The organism is Candidatus Flexicrinis affinis, assembly GCA_016716525.1.
Classification (GTDB): Bacteria; Chloroflexota; Anaerolineae; order Aggregatilineales; family Phototrophicaceae; genus Flexicrinis; species Flexicrinis affinis.
On sequence record JADJWE010000001.1, the window covers coordinates 1,648,513 to 1,666,559 of the forward strand.

General features: G+C 62.5%; 14 protein-coding genes. 4 read left to right on the forward strand and 10 right to left on the reverse strand.

From position 1 onward, the window contains the following. Window positions 1–6 precede the first annotated feature (6 nt). Both IPM16_07130 and IPM16_07135 read right to left on the reverse strand, forming a co-directional pair. On the reverse strand, window positions 7–423 hold the full coding sequence (locus tag IPM16_07130) for a hypothetical protein (protein MBK9122882.1): 417 nt from the start codon (window positions 421–423) through the stop codon (window positions 7–9). Window positions 424–481: 58 nt separating this feature from the next. Further along, window positions 482–1,006, reverse strand: coding sequence for an 8-oxo-dGTP diphosphatase (locus IPM16_07135; protein MBK9122883.1), 525 nt, complete (start codon window positions 1,004–1,006; stop codon window positions 482–484). A gap of 248 nt (window positions 1,007–1,254) precedes the next feature. On the opposite strand from IPM16_07135, the gene IPM16_07140 reads away from it, so the two are divergent. Continuing rightward, on the forward strand, window positions 1,255–5,958 hold the full coding sequence (locus IPM16_07140; protein ID MBK9122884.1) for an ExeM/NucH family extracellular endonuclease: 4,704 nt from the start codon (window positions 1,255–1,257) through the stop codon (window positions 5,956–5,958). 298 nt (window positions 5,959–6,256) lie between these two features. Here the strand turns inward: IPM16_07140 and IPM16_07145 are convergent, their stop codons facing one another. Further along, a complete protein-coding gene (locus IPM16_07145; GenBank protein MBK9122885.1) occupies window positions 6,257–8,179 on the reverse strand; it encodes a substrate-binding domain-containing protein in 1,923 nt (640 codons plus the stop codon). 118 nt (window positions 8,180–8,297) lie between these two features. On the opposite strand from IPM16_07145, the gene IPM16_07150 reads away from it, so the two are divergent. From IPM16_07150 to IPM16_07160, 3 genes are read left to right on the forward strand one after another with little or no spacing between them, the layout of a single operon-like run. Beyond that, on the forward strand, window positions 8,298–8,699 hold the full coding sequence (locus IPM16_07150; GenBank protein ID MBK9122886.1) for a globin: 402 nt from the start codon (window positions 8,298–8,300) through the stop codon (window positions 8,697–8,699). Beyond that, window positions 8,689–9,066: a hypothetical protein gene (locus tag IPM16_07155; GenBank protein ID MBK9122887.1), complete on the forward strand. Its 378-nt coding sequence runs from the start codon at window positions 8,689–8,691 to the stop codon at window positions 9,064–9,066. Before IPM16_07150 ends, IPM16_07155 begins: the two co-directional genes overlap by 11 nt. A 7-nt stretch (window positions 9,067–9,073) precedes the next feature. Then, window positions 9,074–10,150, forward strand: a complete 1,077-nt coding sequence (locus tag IPM16_07160) for an undecaprenyl/decaprenyl-phosphate alpha-N-acetylglucosaminyl 1-phosphate transferase (GenBank protein ID MBK9122888.1) — start codon at window positions 9,074–9,076, stop codon at window positions 10,148–10,150. Here the strand turns inward: IPM16_07160 and IPM16_07165 are convergent. From IPM16_07165 to IPM16_07195, 7 genes are all read right to left on the reverse strand, one after another. Further along, a complete protein-coding gene (locus IPM16_07165) occupies window positions 10,102–11,325 on the reverse strand; it encodes a hypothetical protein (protein ID MBK9122889.1) in 1,224 nt (407 codons plus the stop codon). The genes IPM16_07160 and IPM16_07165 overlap by 49 nt on opposite strands. A 9-nt stretch (window positions 11,326–11,334) precedes the next feature. Then, window positions 11,335–12,105: a triose-phosphate isomerase gene (locus tag IPM16_07170; protein ID MBK9122890.1), complete on the reverse strand. Its 771-nt coding sequence runs from the start codon at window positions 12,103–12,105 to the stop codon at window positions 11,335–11,337. After that, a complete protein-coding gene (locus tag IPM16_07175; GenBank protein MBK9122891.1) occupies window positions 12,102–13,292 on the reverse strand; it encodes a phosphoglycerate kinase in 1,191 nt (396 codons plus the stop codon). Before IPM16_07175 ends, IPM16_07170 begins: the two co-directional genes overlap by 4 nt. 90 nt (window positions 13,293–13,382) lie before the next feature. Next, window positions 13,383–14,390: a type I glyceraldehyde-3-phosphate dehydrogenase gene (gene gap, locus IPM16_07180; protein MBK9122892.1), complete on the reverse strand. Its 1,008-nt coding sequence runs from the start codon at window positions 14,388–14,390 to the stop codon at window positions 13,383–13,385. 72 nt (window positions 14,391–14,462) lie between these two features. Continuing rightward, entirely contained in the window at window positions 14,463–15,620 is a 1,158-nt protein-coding gene (locus IPM16_07185; protein ID MBK9122893.1) for a YvcK family protein, read from the reverse strand. A 1-nt stretch (window position 15,621) separates the two neighbouring features. Continuing rightward, window positions 15,622–16,356, reverse strand: coding sequence for a TIGR01906 family membrane protein (locus IPM16_07190; protein ID MBK9122894.1), 735 nt, complete (start codon window positions 16,354–16,356; stop codon window positions 15,622–15,624). Then, entirely contained in the window at window positions 16,356–17,939 is a 1,584-nt protein-coding gene (locus IPM16_07195; GenBank protein MBK9122895.1) for a fused MFS/spermidine synthase, read from the reverse strand. The genes IPM16_07190 and IPM16_07195 overlap by 1 nt, the downstream gene beginning before the upstream one ends. Window positions 17,940–18,047: the final 108 nt, after the last annotated feature.

The following is an 18,047-nucleotide window of genomic DNA, read 5'->3' on the forward strand; positions in this document are numbered from 1 at the left end:
AGCTGATTACCCCGGGCAGTCCCCCGCCGCCGTCGACTGCAGCGCCCAGCGTTCGCCGCTGCGCGCGTAGCAGTCGCAGTAACTTGAAGGTTCGCCCTCACCCTGCCAAAGCATATAGCTCACGTACGTCTGTACGCAGACCGCGTCGCTACCCTCCCCTGACGCAATGAACGAGCGCGTGAGGTTCAGGCCGCGCGTATCGATGTCCATCAGCAGCTTGGCCTGAAGGAACGGATGCTCGTGACTGTCGGGAAAATCCGACCTGTGCCACAACGCGATCTCGCCCTGAACAGCGAGCGCAAGCAGTACGATCGGCAGCAGAATGAGCGGAAACCAAATGATCAGACAGCCCGCGCGCCACAGGCATCCGCGTACGGTCATCGGCGGCTTGACGACAATTGGTTCCGGCGTCGTTTCGGTCACTATAAAGCCTACCTACCCAGAGTTGTCCGGTCGGCAGTGTAGCAGATTGCGCGAACGATTACGCATACCGAATCACGATCCGGTCGTCGGCGTCATAGCTGACATGCGCGAAGTACGGCGCAGCTACACGCTCCATGGTGAGGATGCGATCGAGCGTATGCGGAAGATCTTCGACCAGATCGAGACCAAGCACACGATCCAGCGACACCCACTCCAGCACGCCTTCGTGACTATGCGAAAGCGGAGCCTGATCGTCGGCGTCTGCCGTGAACACGAACATCAGTATCCCGCTGTCCGCGCCGGCGTCGATGTGGTGGACGCCTCGCAGTTCGAGGTTGGTCGCCGTAAGCCCGCTTTCCTCATGCACCTCCCGCAGCGCTGACGAGTACGGGTCTTCGTCGCGCTCGATATGGCCGCCGAGGCCGTTGTACCGGTTCGGAAAGATACGCTTGTGCGGGCCGCGCTTCATCAACAGCACACGATCACCGCAGCGCACGAACACCAGCGTACGCGCGCTCACCATCCAGCGCCCGTCCACCTGCCCTGCCCCTTGATCCGCCGCGCCCATCCGGCCCTCCGTCATCGATTCCTCCAGCCGACGTCTGACGGTCGGCGGACTTAGTCTTCGGTGCAAGTGAGTTCAGACGAAGACGAATGTCGCGGTATCTCATCACTCGTCACTCATCACTTCAGACTTCCCACGAGGCCAATTAGACCACACGCTTAAAGTTGGATCGACCCACTTTAACAATCGCGTGTTAAACTTCCGCTCATCCGGCGCGCGCGTGTAATACCGTGTCGCGCATTCGTCCATTTACGATCGAGGTCCTTATGAAACACAGGGGTTCAGGGTTATGGTTGGTGGCCGCGCTGGCGGTCGTTGCGCTGGCGCTTGCGCCCGGCGCGCACGTCACACAGGCGTCCGCCAGCGGCGTTGTGATCAGTGCAGTCTATGGTGGCGGCGGCAACGCCGGCGCCGACTTCCAGAACGACTACATTGAGCTGTTCAACGCCGGCTCAGCGGCAGTTGACATTAGCAACTGGTCGCTTCAGTACACGTCCAGTACGGGCAATACGTGGAACAATCTGACTGAGATACCTGCAACCACAACGTTACAGGTCGGCCAGTACTACCTCGTTCAGGGCTCCGGTAGTACGGCGAATGGTATACCGCTTCCCACAACGCCGGATCTCACGGACGCAAGCCCCATCAATCTCGCTGGGGCTTCCGGAAAGATCGCGCTGTTCAACACCACGACGCAGTTTGTTGGCGGAACGGATCCTCAAGTCAGCCCAAACTATGTCGACTTCGTTGGCTATGGGGCCGCTAATCCGTATGAAGGAAGCGGTGCAGCCCCCACCTTGTCCAATGGAACGCATGGAGTCCGCGCCAACAACGGCTGTCAAGACACCGACGATAACAGCGCCGACTTCGCTGCCGTCGACGTCTTCACCCCGCGCAACACGTCATCGACGCTCAACCCGTGCCTCGCGCCAGACCTCGTTACAGACGTTTCCGGCGCGAGCAATGGCGTCACCGGCAGCCCTGTCACCTACACGGCAACGGTGACCAATCAGGGCACGGCGCAGGCCGACAACGTTGTGATGACCGTCGACCTGTCCGGCACGGCGTTCGCCGGTGCGACGGTCGACAACTTCAGCGAACCGCAGGCCTTCTGCTCCTACCTCAGCCCGACCATCACGTGCAACATCGGCACGCTGGCGGCGAGCGGCGGCAGCTACGCCGTGATGTTCGACGTCACGCCGGCGGTTGACGGTACGCTGACGATCGACAGCGATGCCACGTCCAACCCCGCCGACGCCGGCCCGAACACCGATCAGCTCACGACGACGTTCAGCCCGCCGGCCGGCGATCTCACCGTCAACATCATCGAGAGCGACGACCCAATACTGTCGACCGACACGCTGACACTGAGCTTCGAGATCAGCAACGTCGGCACGGCGAACGCCACCAACTACACGCTCTCGGCATCGCTTAGCGGCGGCATCGGCACGTTCGTCACGGCGCCGTCTGGCTGTTCGCTCTCGAACGGCGACACGACGCTGGATTGTTCGTTCGCCGGCCCGCTTGCCAACGACAGCGACCCAAACTACGTGGATGCTAACGTGGTGTTCTCGGGCGCTGGTACGCTGACGACCGACGCAGCGGTGCAGGTCGCGGGCGATCCGAATACCGGCAACGACACCGACAGCGAGACCACAACGGTCGATCAAGGCTGCGGCGTAGCGTGGGACAGCATCCACGACTATCAGGAAGGCGGCGTGAACGAGGCCGTCCGCGGAGTCGTCATCACGACCGAAGGCGTCGTCACGGCGGACTTCCAGCCCAGCAGCCCGAACGGCATCGGCGGCTTCTTCGTGCAAGAGAAGTTCCCCGACGGCGACGACACGACATCCGAGGGCATCTTCGTCTTCAACAACTCCTTCCCGGTCAACGCAGGCGACTACATCCGCATCACCGGCACGATCAGCGAGTTTGACCCGAGCGGCAGCACGCCGGGCGGCACGCTGACGCAACTTTCGTCGATCACGAAAGTGACACTGTGCGCCGTCGGCAATACGATAGCTCCGACCGAGGTCGAGCTTCCGATCGCCGACCTCGCCGACTGGGAAAACTACGAGAGCATGCTGGTGGAAATCGTCGGTTCGAGCGGCTCGCTCACCGTCGCCGACATGTTTGCGCTCGGCAGCTTCGGCGAGATGATCGTCAGCGACGGCAAGCTCTACCAGCCGACTCACCTGTACTATCCGAATACGCCCGACGTGGCGAACCATCTCGACCTCGTCGCCCGCGCGCGCATCGTCGTGGACGACCAGCGCAACGGAACCGGCCCGAACCCCGTCCCGCACTTCCCGGTGGATCCGAACGGATTGATCCGCATGGGAGATGAGACGGACTCGATCACCGGCGTAATCCTCTACACCGAGTTGTCCAGCACGCCGATGTTCCGGCTGCATTACACCGTCCCGCCGGTGTTCGCGGAGGTAAACCCGCGCCCGACATCGGTGCCGGCGGTTGGCACGACCACGCTCAAGGTCGCTAGCTTCAACGTGTTGAACTACTTCAACGGCAATGGCGCCGGCGGCGGATTCACGACATCCGATCAGCGCGGCGCTGGTAACCTGACCGAGTTCGTCCGCCAGACGGACAAGCTGGTGTCGGCCATCAATAAGCTCGACGCCGACGTTATCGGCCTGATGGAGATCGAAAACGACGGCGAAATTCCGCTTGAGAATCAGGCCATCTTCGACCTGATCGCCGCGTTGAACACGGCGGCCGGCGCGGGAACGTGGTCGTTCATCGACACCGGCCCGATCGGCACCGACGACATCCGCGTGGCGCTCATCTACAAGACGGCCACGGCGACGCCCGTAGGCCCGTTCGCCGTGCTCGACTACAGCGAGCCGTTCATCTCCTTCAGCCGCCCGCCGCTCGCGCAGACGTTCGAAGACATCAACGGCGGCAAGGTCACGGTCGTCGTCAACCACTTCAAGTCGAAGGGCTGCGGCGGCGCGTCGGGTGACGACCTCGATCAGGGCGACGGTCAGGGCTGCTTCAACGCAACCCGCGTGCTGTCATCGACGCTGCTGAACGACTGGATCAACACGGGGCCTACCGGTACCAACGATCCCGACTATCTGGTCATCGGCGACCTCAACAGCTACGCCAAGGAAGACCCGATCACATTACTTCTGGCCTTCGGCGGCTACACCGATCTCCTTGCCGATGCCTACGGTGAAGACGCCTACGGCTACTACTTCTCCGGTCAGGCGGGATACCTCGACTACGCGCTCGCCAATGACGAGCTGAACGCGCAGGTCACGGGTGTCGATGTGTGGCACATCAACTCGGACGAAGCGACGATCTTCGACTACAACGACTTCGCCAACACGGCACCGTACTACGCCGTGAACGAATTCCGCACGTCCGATCACGATCCGGTACTGGTCGGCCTGAACCTGGTCGGCACTACGGCGGAAATCGACAGCGACGACTTCATCCTCGCCGGCGACGACGTAACCGTCACGGTGCAGGATTTGGACGTCGACGCCGCATCCGTGCAGATAACGGTCACCAGCACCGAAGGCGAGAGTGAAACGTTGACGCTGTTTGCGACCGGCACCCCGGGCGAATTCAGCGACACCTTCAACGTCGCCGACGCGGCGCCGACGGCCTCCAACTCGATCCTTGAGGGGGTAAGCGGCACGCTGACCTTCTCGTACATCGACGGCCTCAACGCGCTCGGCCAGATCGACACGGTAGTTCAATCGGACACGATCGTCTATCAGCCGGGCAACGACGCTGTTCTGGTCGTGCCGGTCGAGATCGTGCCGGGAGAAGACGACTGGACGATCAACGTCACCGACGCCGACCTGACTGGCCCGACGGTCGATGTCACGGTTACCAGCGCCAGCGGTGACTCCGAAATCGTCACGCTGACGGACGTCGCTGGTACCTACACGGCCGCTGTCGAGACGGTCTTCGTACTGGGTACGCCGGTGGCAAGCAATTCGACCATCGAGGTTCAGGCCACCGACACGCTAACGGTAACCTACAACGACGTCAACACGGTGGCTGGCCCGCCCGCCCAACGCACAGAGAACATCGCGGTCAACTTCGACTGGGTGCCTGAAGCGTTCACACTCGTTGAGACACCGCCGACGCTCCGCGAGGCGAGCTTCGACCTAAGCTGGACCGAGCCAGACGGTTCATCGGTCTTCCGTATTGTCGTCACCCAAATCTCGACCAACACGCGCCTCGGCACGTTTGTGGACGAGATCGTCGAGGCCGACGATGTTTGTGCGGCAGGTACATGCACTTACAACGTGACCGGGTCGCCGGCGGGTCTGTTTAGTTGGACCGTTGTGGCATTCGGTACCTCCGATGTCGAGGCCAGCAACGCGCCGGGCTTCTACACGGTGATCTTGGACGCCATCGAACTGATATCCAACGGCGGCTTCGAGTTGGACACCAATGACGACGGCACGCCTGACGGCTGGACGGGCAAGAACCTGAGCGGCGACAAGCGTAAGTGCGGCGCCAAGGGTGACGGCTCGGACTGCGCACTGCAGTTCAAGGGCGGCGTCGGACCCGCCGGTCAGTTCAAGCAGGACTTGGCGGATGCGACGCTCATCCTCGGTACCGACGTGCTCGACATCAGCGCGGCGGCGTCGGTGAACCGTGACAACACAGGCGTGTTCGTCACCGTCAAGGTCAAGTACGCCAACCCGACCGCCGGCGCCAACGCTGACGGCAAGGACAAGGTCAAGCTCGCGCTGACTGGCGTTGCTCCGGTCGGCTACTCGACCATCGCTGGAACGTTGACCGCAGACGACGCCGTGACGTCGGCATCGGTCAAGGTCGCTTACAAGCTGACCAGCGGCAAGCTGTTCGTCGACGACGTGTCGGTAGTGCTGCAACCGATCGCACCGCGCACACGCCTCAGCGACGGTGCCGCGCTCGACATCCTGCCTGTCCCGGCAGTGCCGGACGGGTTCCGCGGCAACAACTAGGCGCACAGTCAGAAACGGGGGTGCCGGTCGGCACCCCCGTTTGCTTTACACCCCACAGACGATCGTGCATGCCCCAAGCAAGACGTTGGAAGTGATAAGTGATGAATGATGGGACACCGCCGCAGTAGGGCGGTCACCGACCGCTACCCAACTCGGCAGCCAGCCTAACGACATTCGGCTAGTGGCCGAGGTCGGTCATCTGTGAAAGCGGCCCCCTACGACATCGTACAGGGTGACCGGAATCAAAAGCGGCGGATCGCGTGTGCAATCCGCCGCCTGGATTCGGGTTCAGGAGACCCTAGCTGCCGGGTGTAGCCTCGGGTGTCGGCTCCGGCGTGACCTCACCCTGCGGGGTCAACGTCGCTATTGCGGTCTGCGTGGCCGCCACCTCGGCTGCGAACCGCTCGGCCTCCGCCGCGTCCGCCTCCGCAAACTGCTCCGCGAGCGCCGCGCGCACGCCGACGAGATCGGTGAAGCTAAGCCCGACCAATCCAGAGCTGACGAAATACTGGTAGCTCGTATCGGCAAACAGGGTGAACAGCGTGGCCTGAATGATGTCCCGCTCAAGCGACGCCTTCGTGACCGCCAGCGATATCGGGCGGGCAAGCGCATAGGTGCCGTCACTGGCCGTTTCGACCGACGGTTCAACGCAGCCCGCGCCGGCATCGACGGAAACCACTTGATAGCCTTCCTGCCCCGAGTCAGCGACATCCGCCAGCTCGGCCCAAGACAGAATGGCGACGGCGCCCGGCGTGTTCGCTACTGCGGCCGCGCGATATAGCGCATCTGCATTGACTTGAACATCCTCACGCACAACAGCGTTCGCCTCGCCCAAGCCACTCAGCGCGACCTCGACCGGTACGGCGCTCTTGCCCGCGACGAACACGTAGATCGGATCGGCGGCAAATGAGGGGTCAACCTGATCCCACGACGCGGGAAGCTCGGCCGACGCGGTCACTGCCGCGGCAAGCTGCGCGGTCGTGAGGCACGACAGATACTGAGAGCTGCCGTTGCCAATCAACACCGACGTTTGGCTGCCGAGAGGCTGGGTCACGACTTCGATCTCAGCCGCCTCACAGTTGGCGCGTTCTTCGTCGGTGAGATCGCGAGTCAGGGCAAGCAGTTCGCGGTTACCGTTGCAGAACTCGCGGATGCCTTCGGCCGCGCCGAGAATGGTCTCCTCGACGGTGATCGTGCTGTAGTTGCGCGACACGGCGGGCAAAGCCAAGGAAAGGTAGTCCGCCGCGGCCGAGTCTCCCCCAACACGAAGCGTGCCGGTGGTGTCCCCGAGGATCTGATAGGTCACGACATCGCCGCTGAAGACGCGGCCGCTGGTCCCGTTGGACAGCACGTCGGCGTTCTGCGCCGCAATCGCCTCGGTCGGCGCGACAAATCCCGCCGCGTCGAGGCTGGCCGCCGCGTCCGCTGCGATAACTGCGCTCAGCGCGTCCGCCACGCCCTCGGCTTCCAGCGCGCCGGTCGAAACGTACGCGAAGAGCCGCGTTCCACCCGAGTACTGCCGGTCGAACGCCTGCGCAACGCTTGGCGCATAGCAGCCCGTCAGGGTCGGGTTGTCGAGTTCCAACACACGAACACCCTCGGCGCTCAACGCAGCGTTGAGCGACACGAGTCCAAGCCGTCCGCTTCCGGACGAGACCAACGACACAACTTCGTCGCTGTCCGCTCCGGTCAGTGCATCGGCGCGGAATCCGTCTCCGACGACCAATGGGTCAAGCAGCGCCGCTGGCTGGCTAACACCCGCCGGCAGCACGAACTGGAACGCAAGATCGGGATATTCAGGGTTGGCGTCTCTCCACGAGGTCTCGTCACCTGCGGCGCTCGGCACGATCAGCGCAGACAACAACCCTGAACTCACGCAGTCAAGAAAGTCGACATCTTCCGAGGCGATCAGCGCGTAACCGTCATAGGCGAAGAGCAGTTCGCTGTACTCGACGCCATTCGCCGCGCAAGCGGTGTCCTCGGCCACCGAAAGCGGCCGGCTCGTCAGCACGATATCAGCGCCGCCGCCGCAAAACAGACCAATACCGGACTGGGTGCCACTGAACTCGTAGGCAAACGGAGCGTCGGTTACGATCGCTTGAAACGCACGGCCGGCAACACCTGACCCGACGACGTTGACCTCGTCTTGAGCAGCGCCTATCGCGGCGAACGCCGTTAGCATAAGCAGCGCGGCAATCGCGCGCCGCAGCATTTTCGTCATTGAAACCGACTCCTCACGAGAAAACTTACCGGCAAACAAACGTCTGGATTGTACTGGCCTGCCGTCAATTGTCCAGCCACGGTTTAGCCGCTATGATTGGACGGAGGAGGTCCCGGCGATGGACGGCGAGCACACAATCTACGAGTTGGCAGGTGGCGACGCCGCGTTTGAGGCGCTGGTCGAACGTTTCTACGCGTATGTCGAACAGGATGCCGCGCTTCGCCCGATGTTTCCCGACGACCTCGAACCCGGCAAACGGTACCAGTACTTGTTCCTGACGCAGTTCTTTGGCGGCCCCGCCCGTTATGGCGACGAGCGCGGCCACCCTCGCCTTCGTATGCGCCACTATCCGTTTCCAATCGACTCCGAGGCGCAGAAACGGTGGCTGAAGCACATGCTGCAAGCGATCGACGACGTGGGCATTCCTGAACCGGCACGTACGTCCATGCGCGAGTACTTCGAAAACGGTTCGCGCTTCCTGATCAACCGGACCAACCCGGAGCAGGCCGATGGCCAATAAGACGCACCGACCCGAGGACCGCCCTCGATTCTCGTTGACTGAACGCGTGATGGCGTGGCCCCGATACGGAAGAATGGGACTCGTGTTCGTCAGCGTGCTTGCTCTTGCGCTGGCATTGCAAACCGTTGCCGACGAAATCTACATTCGCCTGTTCTACACAGGGGAGCAGTCAACCGCGTCGACGTGGGTGGTCGCGATCATCTGTCTGTCGATGTATATGGCCGGCTACGTCTTCGTCATCGGCACGCCGGGCATCAAGCCGCAGGTCGGCCGAATTCAGAAGCTCTACATCGTGACGTCGTTTTCCGTGATTATTGTTTCGGTTTTGTGGCTGGTCCTGCGTACGGTGTCTGCCGTACTCCAGTGAAACAATCGTGCCCGATTACCTTGCATTCTTCATCACTTTCGCGACTGGGCTAGCCGGAGCGCTGCTGCTTACGCCGCTGTCAATCCGGCTCGGCGAGCGCTGGGGCTTCATGGCAGTGCCGGGTGGCCGGCGCAAGCATCGCGAACCAGTGTCCAAGCTGGGCATCCTCCCGGTGTTTGGCGCATTCATCGCGGCGATCCTCGTCGCCCAACTGCTGCCCATTCCGCGGTTCGATCCGCGCGAAGTGCTGCGGCTGGTCGGCCTCGTCGGTGGCGCGGTGGTGCTAGTCGTCGCCGGAATCCTCGACGACCGGTACGACCTCAGCCCGATCCAGCAGTTGATCGGTCAATTGATCGCGGCAGCCATCGCGATTCTGTTCCAGATCTTCATCGAGACCATCAACAATCCGCTGACCGGCCAACAGACCGAACCGTGGCCGTATCTCGTCACGGTGATCGTTACAATCCTCTGGCTCGAAGTGTCGATGAACACCGTCAACTTCCTCGACGGCCTTGACGGGTTGGCTGCTGGCATGGCGTTCATCGCCAGCGCGATGCTGTTCATACACAGCGCATTCGTGCTCGAGCCCGCGCAAACCAGCGTAAGCCTACTGCCGCTTGCGCTGATGGGCACGACGATCGGGTTCCTGTTGTTTAACTTCTATCCCGCACGCATCTTTCTCGGCAGCGGAGCGCCCCTGCTCGGGTACCTGCTCGGCACGCTGAGCATCATCGGCGGCGCCAAGATGGCGACGATCCTGATGGTCATGGGCCTGCCCCTGATGGACTTCGCGTGGCAGGTGTTTCGGCGTGCGCGTGAAGGCCGCAACCCGATGGCGGGCGACCGCGGCCATCTGCACTTCCGCCTGCACGACCACGGCGTCGACCAACGCATCATCGTCAGCCTGTATTACGTGTTCTGCGGGTTCTTCGGCGCGCTTACCCTGCTGCTCGAAAGCGCGGTGTTCAAGGCTATCGCACTGGGCGTTATGGTGGCGCTGCTGATCGCCAGCTTTGCGCTGGTGGCGCGCATGTCTCAGTCGACGATGTCTTCGTCTTCGGAATCCTCGTCGCCTTCCGCTTGACCGCGAACCGGCCCGCTGCTGCCAGCCCGGTCGAACTCGTCAGCGCTATCGTCGTCCCCATCGACTTCTTCGCTAAGTGCAGCTTCACCGGAACTGCTGCCGTATGGCAGGCCGAGGGGCTGAGGCCGCGGTGGTGGCGGCAGTGACGGCGCGTCTCGCTCTCCTTCAATGACGCTCGGGCCGCGCGGTACGCTCGACCTCGGTTCCAGTGACGGGGGTTCGTTCGGCGCCACGATCACCGGGCGTTTCGCGGCGGACGCATCCGGCAGTGGAAACGACATGCGGTAGATTGACGGGATGCCTTCCAGCGGCGACGGACCATGTTCCTTGGCCTCCTGCCTGGCGCGTTCGGCGCGCTGTCGCTCCTGTTCGCGCTCGGCAAGGATTTCGGACCGCTTGCGCGCGACGAGCCGGCCATTTCGGATCGACGCGCTGTTCCCGGTGATGCGTTCAATGCTGTTCTCGATGATCGCCAGTACGAAGATCGCGATCGCGTCAATCACGACGACGACCCCGATCGCTGCGGCCACCGTATTGATCGCCGCCGTCACGGTGCTCGCGGCAGATGCGGCGGACGGATCGCCGGCCCCGGCCAGCACCAGAACGGCCACCAGAACAACGATCAACGCAGTCACGACACGCTGGTCCGGAGGTGCGCTCAGGCGGGGCGTCAGCGTATTGCCAATCGTGAAGATGACGTACATCCACAGCCAGAAGTTCGGCCGGGAGGTGAGGATTTGCAGGCCCGCGCTTACATCGTTGACCGTTCCTGTTCGCATCACCTGCAACGCCGGTTCGATGTTGAGAACGGTGCCGGCGAGGATTTCGATGACGATGACGCCCGCCAATGCCGGCGAGAACTGGATGAGCGTAAGCTTCCAGCTTGGCGCGCGAGGATGCACACGCACGAAGTTCATGCGCAGTTCAGGCGTCTCCTGTGGCTGCGGGAACTGCGTCTGCCGGTCGGCCCGGACGTTGAAGATGCCGGCAACCAGCCACAACGTGAACTCGTGGAGGATCACACCGGGCAGGAAGAACACATAGTAGAAGACGGTGGTAAGCCGGAAGTCGCGGGTCACCAGCCACCCGACCTTGAACAGATGCTGCTGAAGCCATCGCTCCATCCATCGCAGCATCCAGAACAAGAAGGCGGCGGTGACCGCGACTCCCAGCACGTCGAATCGTTATCCCTTTGCCGCGGCCGCAGCGGCTACCAGCGCGGTAAAGTCGTCGACCTTGAGCGAAGCGCCGCCGACCAACGCGCCGTCGATCTCGGGCTGCGCCATGTAGTCCGCCATGTTGTTCGGCTTGACACTGCCGCCGTACTGAATACGGACTGCGTCAGCAGTGGAATTGCCATACAGCTCGCGGACGACACTTCGGATCAGGCCGATGGTGCGGTTGGCGTAGTCGGGGTCGGCGTTCAGGCCAGTGCCAATCGCCCATACCGGCTCGTACGCGATCACCATGCCGGCCATTTGCTCGACCGTCACGCCTGCGAGGCCGCCTTTGACTTGACGGGTCACGACCTCCGCCGTTGCGCCGGCGCGATACTCGGCCTCGACCTCGCCCACCGCGAAGATCGGCTTGAGTCCCGCCGCGATCGCCGCGTGGAGCTTCTTGTTGATGCGCTCGTCCGTATCCCCCAGATAGGCGCGGACTTCGCTGTGCCCGATGATGACGTACTCAGCGAGGCCAACCAACATCCCCGGCGCGATTTCGGACGTGTACGCGCCTTTCTCGGCGAAGTGAACGTCCTGCGCGCCGACCTTGATCGGAGAGCCCTTCAGCGCGTCTGCCACTGCGGCGAGCGCCACGAAGGTCGGGCAGACGACCCGCTCGACGGTCGGGTAAGCGCTCAACGGTTCGACCAACTGCGTAACGAAGTCGACCGACTCCGCCACCGTGTAGTGCATCTTCCAGTTGCCAGCGAGGATTGGTGTTCGCGCCATCATGCCCTGTCCTTCAGTGCTACAACGCCCGGCAGAGCTTGACCTTCAAGCATTTCGAGGCTCGCCCCGCCGCCGGTGCTGATATGCGTGATCTTATCGGCTAAGCCGCTTTGCTCCACAGCGGCAGCGCTGTCGCCTCCGCCAACGATCGAGACCGCGCCTGCCTCGGTCGCCTTCGCCAACGCCTTTGCGACGGCGAACGTGCCCTGAGCGAACTTCTCGATCTCGAACACGCCCATCGGGCCGTTCCACACGACCGTCTTGGCGCCGGCCAGTCGCTCTGCGAATAGTGCCTGAGTCTTGGGTCCGATGTCGTACATCGCCCAGCCCTCGCGAACGCCCGCCGAAATGTCGATGGCCTGCACCGCCGAGTCTTCGGCAAACTTGTCGCCAAGCACGGCGTCGACAGGCAGCACGAGCTTTCCACCGCCGCGTGCCAACAGCGCCTTCGCTGTATCGACCGCATCCGGCTCAACAAGCGACTTGCCGAGCGCAACGCCTTGCGCGAGGAAGAAGGTGTTCGCCATACCGCCACCTATGATGAGCGCGTCGCACTTGTCGATCAACGCGTCGATCACGGCGATCTTGTCACTGACCTTCGCGCCACCGAGGATCGCGACAAACGGCCGCGCCGGGCTTTCCAGCGCGGTCGCCAGATAGTCGATTTCCTTCTCCATGAGGAGTCCAGCCACGGCGGGCAGATGCGAACTCACGCCGACGTTGCTGGCGTGCGCGCGGTGCGCCGTGCCGAACGCGTCGTTGACGAATACGTCCCCGAATGCAGCCATTTTCGCGGCCAACTCGGGGTCGTTCTTCTCTTCACCTTTGTAGAAACGCGTGTTCTCAAGCAGGAGAACCGCGCCCGGAGCAGCGGAGGCCACCGCCGCCTCGACCTTCGGCCCCACGCAGTCTTCTACGAAAGTCACCGGCGCGCCGAGAAGACTCTGAAGCACCGGGGCGACTGGCGCCATTGAATACTTCGGATCCGGGCCGTCTTTGGGCCGCCCGAGGTGGCTCATCAGCAGCACGACCTTCGGCCCCTGATCGAGAATGTACTTGATCGTCGGTACCGCGGCACGCACACGCGTGTCGTCGGTCACGGTCTTGCCGTCCAGTGGGACGTTGAAGTCAACCCGGACGAGCACCCGTTTGTCAGCAAAGCTGACGTCACGAACTGTCTGCTTGTTCATCGCTCACTCCTGAGTTACGAGACAGAAAGCGAGGCCGTTGCCTGCATCGATTGGCACCAGAAATTCGTGCATGCGAGGCCCCGCAGATGGCTAGAGACGATCGCCCATGTACTTGGCGAGTTCCGCGCAGCGCACCGAGTAGCCCCACTCGTTGTCGTACCACGTGATGACCTTGACGAGGTTGCCGGCGGCGTCGGACGCGAGTCCGTCAACAATCGAGCTGCGCGGGTCGCCCTTGAAGTCCATGCTGACCAGTGGCTCATGCGTCACGCCGAGGATGCCCTTCATGGGGCCGTTGGCGGCGGCTTCAAGTGCGGCGATCAGAGACTCTTTGGTGACTTCCTTGTCGACAGTCGCCACGAAGTCGACCAGCGATACAGTCGGCGTCGGCACGCGTACCGCCAAGCCGTCGAACTTGCCCTTGAGTTCCGGCACCACCAGCGCGACCGCCTTGGCCGCCCCGGTGGTCGTCGGGATGATATTGAGCGCCGCTGCGCGCGCACGGCGCAGGTCCTTGTGCGGCAGATCGAGAATCTGCTGATCGTTGGTGTAGCTGTGAATGGTCGTCATGAATGCCTTCTGGATACCGAACGTCTCATGGACAACCTTCGCCGCGGGCGCGAGGCAGTTGGTGGTGCAGCTCGCATTGCTGACGATATGATGATTCGCAGGATCATACTTCTCGTGGTTCACGCCCAAGCACAGCGTGATGTCTTCGCCCTTAGCCGGCGCGCTGATAATGACCTTCTTTGCACCCGCTTCGAGGTGCTTACCAGCCCCTTCGCGAGAGGTGAAGATGCCGGTTGACTCGATGACGATGTCGACTCCGAGGTCTTTCCACGGCAGAAGCGCCGGATCCTTCTCCTTGAGCGCCTTGATCTCGTCACCGTCGACGACGAGCGCGCCTTCTTTCACCTCGACTGTGCCGTGGTAGCGTCCGTAGTTCGAGTCGTAGCGGAACAGGTGCGCCATCGTATTCAAGTCCCCAAGATCGTTGAATGCGACCACGTCGATCTCGGACGCGAAGTTCTCCTTCAGCGCCTTGAGCACCTGCCGGCCGATACGCCCAAACCCGTTGATACCTACCCGAATTGCCATGTCGTGAAGCTCCTTTTGTGTTTTCTCGAAAGGCGGGAGGGCCGCCTGTATCACGCGGATTGCAGTCCGCAGCTAGCTCGCTGCGTCACCCGAACGATCGGCATCGACCAGTTCGCGGATAACATTCGATAATTTTAGCGCATCGTGGCGCCACGGTCGCTGATTATCGGTCAAATCATACGAACGAATGTCATATCTTTGACGAACTTCATGATGTGGCTGTGGCGGCTTCACGTAGACCGTGTTAGGACCAGCATTCTCTATCGGAAAGTGCCCGTTTGAGACGACAACCTGAAAGACGCCCCGTCCAATATGCCGTTCTAGCGCGAGGATGTGATCGGCGACGGTGTAGCCGACGGTCTCGCCGGGCTGTTCAGCGACGTTGCACACGTAGACCTTGATCGCCGCGCTGGCGCGCAGCGCGTCCAATATTCCGGGAATCAGCAGCGATGGCAGGATGCTGGTGTACAGGCTGCCGGGGCCGACGAGGATGACTTGAGCGTTCATGATCGCCGCAACGCTGTCGGGAAACGCACGCACGGTCTCCGGTTCTATCGAAACGCTCTGGATGCGTCCGCCCGCCTCGGGGATCTGCGACTCGCCTTCAACGCGGAGGGTCACGCCGCTGTCGGGCTGAAGGACAGTCGCGACAAGCTTCACGTCATCGAGAGTCGTCGGCAGCACCCGGCCACGTAGGTTGAGTACGCGTGCCACCTCGGTCAGCGCCTGATCGAGGCTGCCGGTTACGTCTGCCAAGGCTGCGATGAACAAGTTTCCGAAGGCATGTCCGCTCAACGCGCCGTTGGAGAATCGATATTGCAGGAGCTGCGTCATCAGGCTTTCGTCGTCGGCAAGCGCGGCAATGTTGTTACGAAGGTCGCCCGGCGGCGCAACGTGCATCTCGCGCCGCAGCCTGCCCGAACTCCCACCGTCGTCCGCCACGGTAACAATCGCCGTGAGGTTGCCGGTGTGCATCTTGGCCGCCCGCAGCGTCACCGGCAGCCCGGTTCCGCCACCAATCGCTACGATGCGCAGGCCGCGCCCGGGCCTGACGCCTCCCCGCCACTCGCCGCGAAACCGCCTGATGTCGTTGGCAATGGCGACCAACAGCGCGGCCAGCGCGATGGCGGCCGCTGCCGCCTGCCCCGCCGCAGACCGTGCGATGCCATCGACCAACAGCACCAAGCACGATACGACACCGACGATCAACAGCCCGACAGTTCCGGCCATACTACTTCACCTGTTCCACTGCTACAGCCTCCGATTGGTTCTTACTGTCGCCCCCGTCTATGAATTCACGGCGAGTACGCGCAAATCGCCAATTCGCCGCGATGAGCAGCAGCGCACCGCCAATCGTAATTGCGCCGACGACGAGGGCACAGTCGAACCAGAACTGTTCCGGGTACAGCCGGATCAGCGTATCGGATGTCAGAAAGATCCACGTGCCATCGGCGAAAAAGGCCCGGTGAAACAGCGTGAAGAACGAATCCCACGCCACAACCGCGCCGACGACGACCGCGCCGATCAGGCCGAGAACCAGCAGGCCGCCGCGCGCCATCGACGCCAACACGGTGTCCAGCCTCCGACGCGCGAGAAGAATTGCGCCGGCGGCGAACGCGGCGATCGACACGCCACCGAGGACACCAAACGCCGCCTGCGTGACAACTTTGACGTCTTCCATGTGCTTCAACTCGCGCGGCGTGAAGAGGGCGGCCCCGTTTTCGAACCGCAGGTCGGCCAGCAGGTCGATGCCGGCATCCGTCAGCAGATACTCGATTCCCAGCGGTCCCCAGCGAAGGCGGTCCTCGGTCGTGAAGCCATAGACATCGGCCGGAAACCCGGGACGTTGGTACTCGAACGCCAGAAACCCCGGCGACATCATCAGCCGAACACTTCCGAGCACGAGCATCACCGGAACAGCCAGCGTCAGGACGAAACCGAGAACTCCTTCAAACCCGCGTTTCATCACCGGAGGTCGTCCATATCATCCGACAGCAGGAAGTTGAGCACTAGCGAGTCGAACAGCGCCTCGACCGGGGCGCGGTCGTCCGTGAACACGACGTCGGATGGCGTGACCGGCACCAACGCACCGAGGCTAGCATCGAGCACGTCACGGAGCAGGCCGGGAGCCTCGGCGGGCAAGCTCGCCACGTTGGCGCGTAAATCGGCCTCGGTTGTCGGCATCACCGTCGCATAAAGGATCGTATTGAACGAGCGCGGCACGTCGATGGCGTGCACGCTCGGAAACACCTGCGCCAAGACGTTGCTGAACGCATCGACAAGCCGCCGGTCGGTCGAGGTCCGCCCGACGTTGAGCGCTACAACCCCACGGTCGGTCAGCTTGGACCGTATTTCGCGGAAGAACTCGACCGTCGTCAACTGCCACGGGATATACGGCGGTCGATACGCATCCAGTGCGATCACGTCGTAGGTCCCGGGCTGTGCGTTCAGGCCGGGCCGACCGTCCTCGGCGATCGATTCGAGCGTCGGCAGGTCGTCGGCAGACATGCCGAAGTACGCCTCGCCCACCGCGATGATCTCCGGGTCGATCTCGAAACCGACCATACGGATGTCACCGAACGCGTGCTGGTACTGCCGAGGGATCGTGCCTGCCGCAAGCCCGACGACCGCCAGCGACTGCACGTCTGACGGCTGGGTACCCGGCACAAAGAACGGCGCGGTCAAGAAGAAGTCCCACGTCCCGTTGTAGCGCAGGATCGTCGGATGATAGATGCTGTGGACTCCCTGCCCTTCGTTAAGCGCCAGCGACCGGTAGCCAGCCGGGTTTTCAAGCACCTGAATGTAGTTGTATGCGCTTTCGCGCTCGTCAAGCAGCGTGAAGCCCTCGGGCGCAGCGCGCAGCGGACCAGTCACCAACAGCAGCAGCGCAATAACCGGGAGCGGCATCCACAGCCATCGCAGCGCGCGACGCCCGGTTATGCGCAGCAGCATGACGAATGCCGTCATCCATAACCCGCCGGACAGCACGAGGAACGTCGCCGTCGTACCGATGGACCCAAGCAGCACCAGCGTCGGGAGAAACGTGCCGATCAAGCTGCCGAGCGTGCTGACCGCGTAGATCGTTCCGCTGACGCGACCTGCATCGTTCGGGTCGGTCACCGCGAGGCGAATCGCGAATGGCGAAACGCAGCCGAGCAGCGTGATTGGCACGGAGAACAACGCCAACGTGACCACGAACGATCCGATCGCCGTGCCAGCCTGCGCGGCCACGACGGCTTGCGCTGCAGCCTGCAGGACGGGACGCGAAACGAGTGGAATAATCGCGCAGAGGAAGCTGGCCCACAGCAGAATGCGAAATAGCGTCGCGGGGTACGGCGACCGGTCGGCCCAGCGGCCGCCGATGAAGTAGCCTGCCGTGAGATACAGCAATATGAGGCCGATGATGTTGGCCCAGATCAAGTTGCTCGTCCCGAAGACGCTGCCGAGCAAGCGGGCCGCGCTCAGTTCAATCGCGAGTGTCACCAGGCCGCTGGCGAACACGGTGACGTACAACGAAAAACGGTCGATTCGTGGCGAAGCGTGTGTCAAGACCACCTCGTATCCAGCGCAAACTCGGCGGCTAGTGTATCATGACTGTTAGGCAGCGATACTACGCTGATTCTGCTTGTGCGTGATGGCTGAGAGCGAAACCATCCG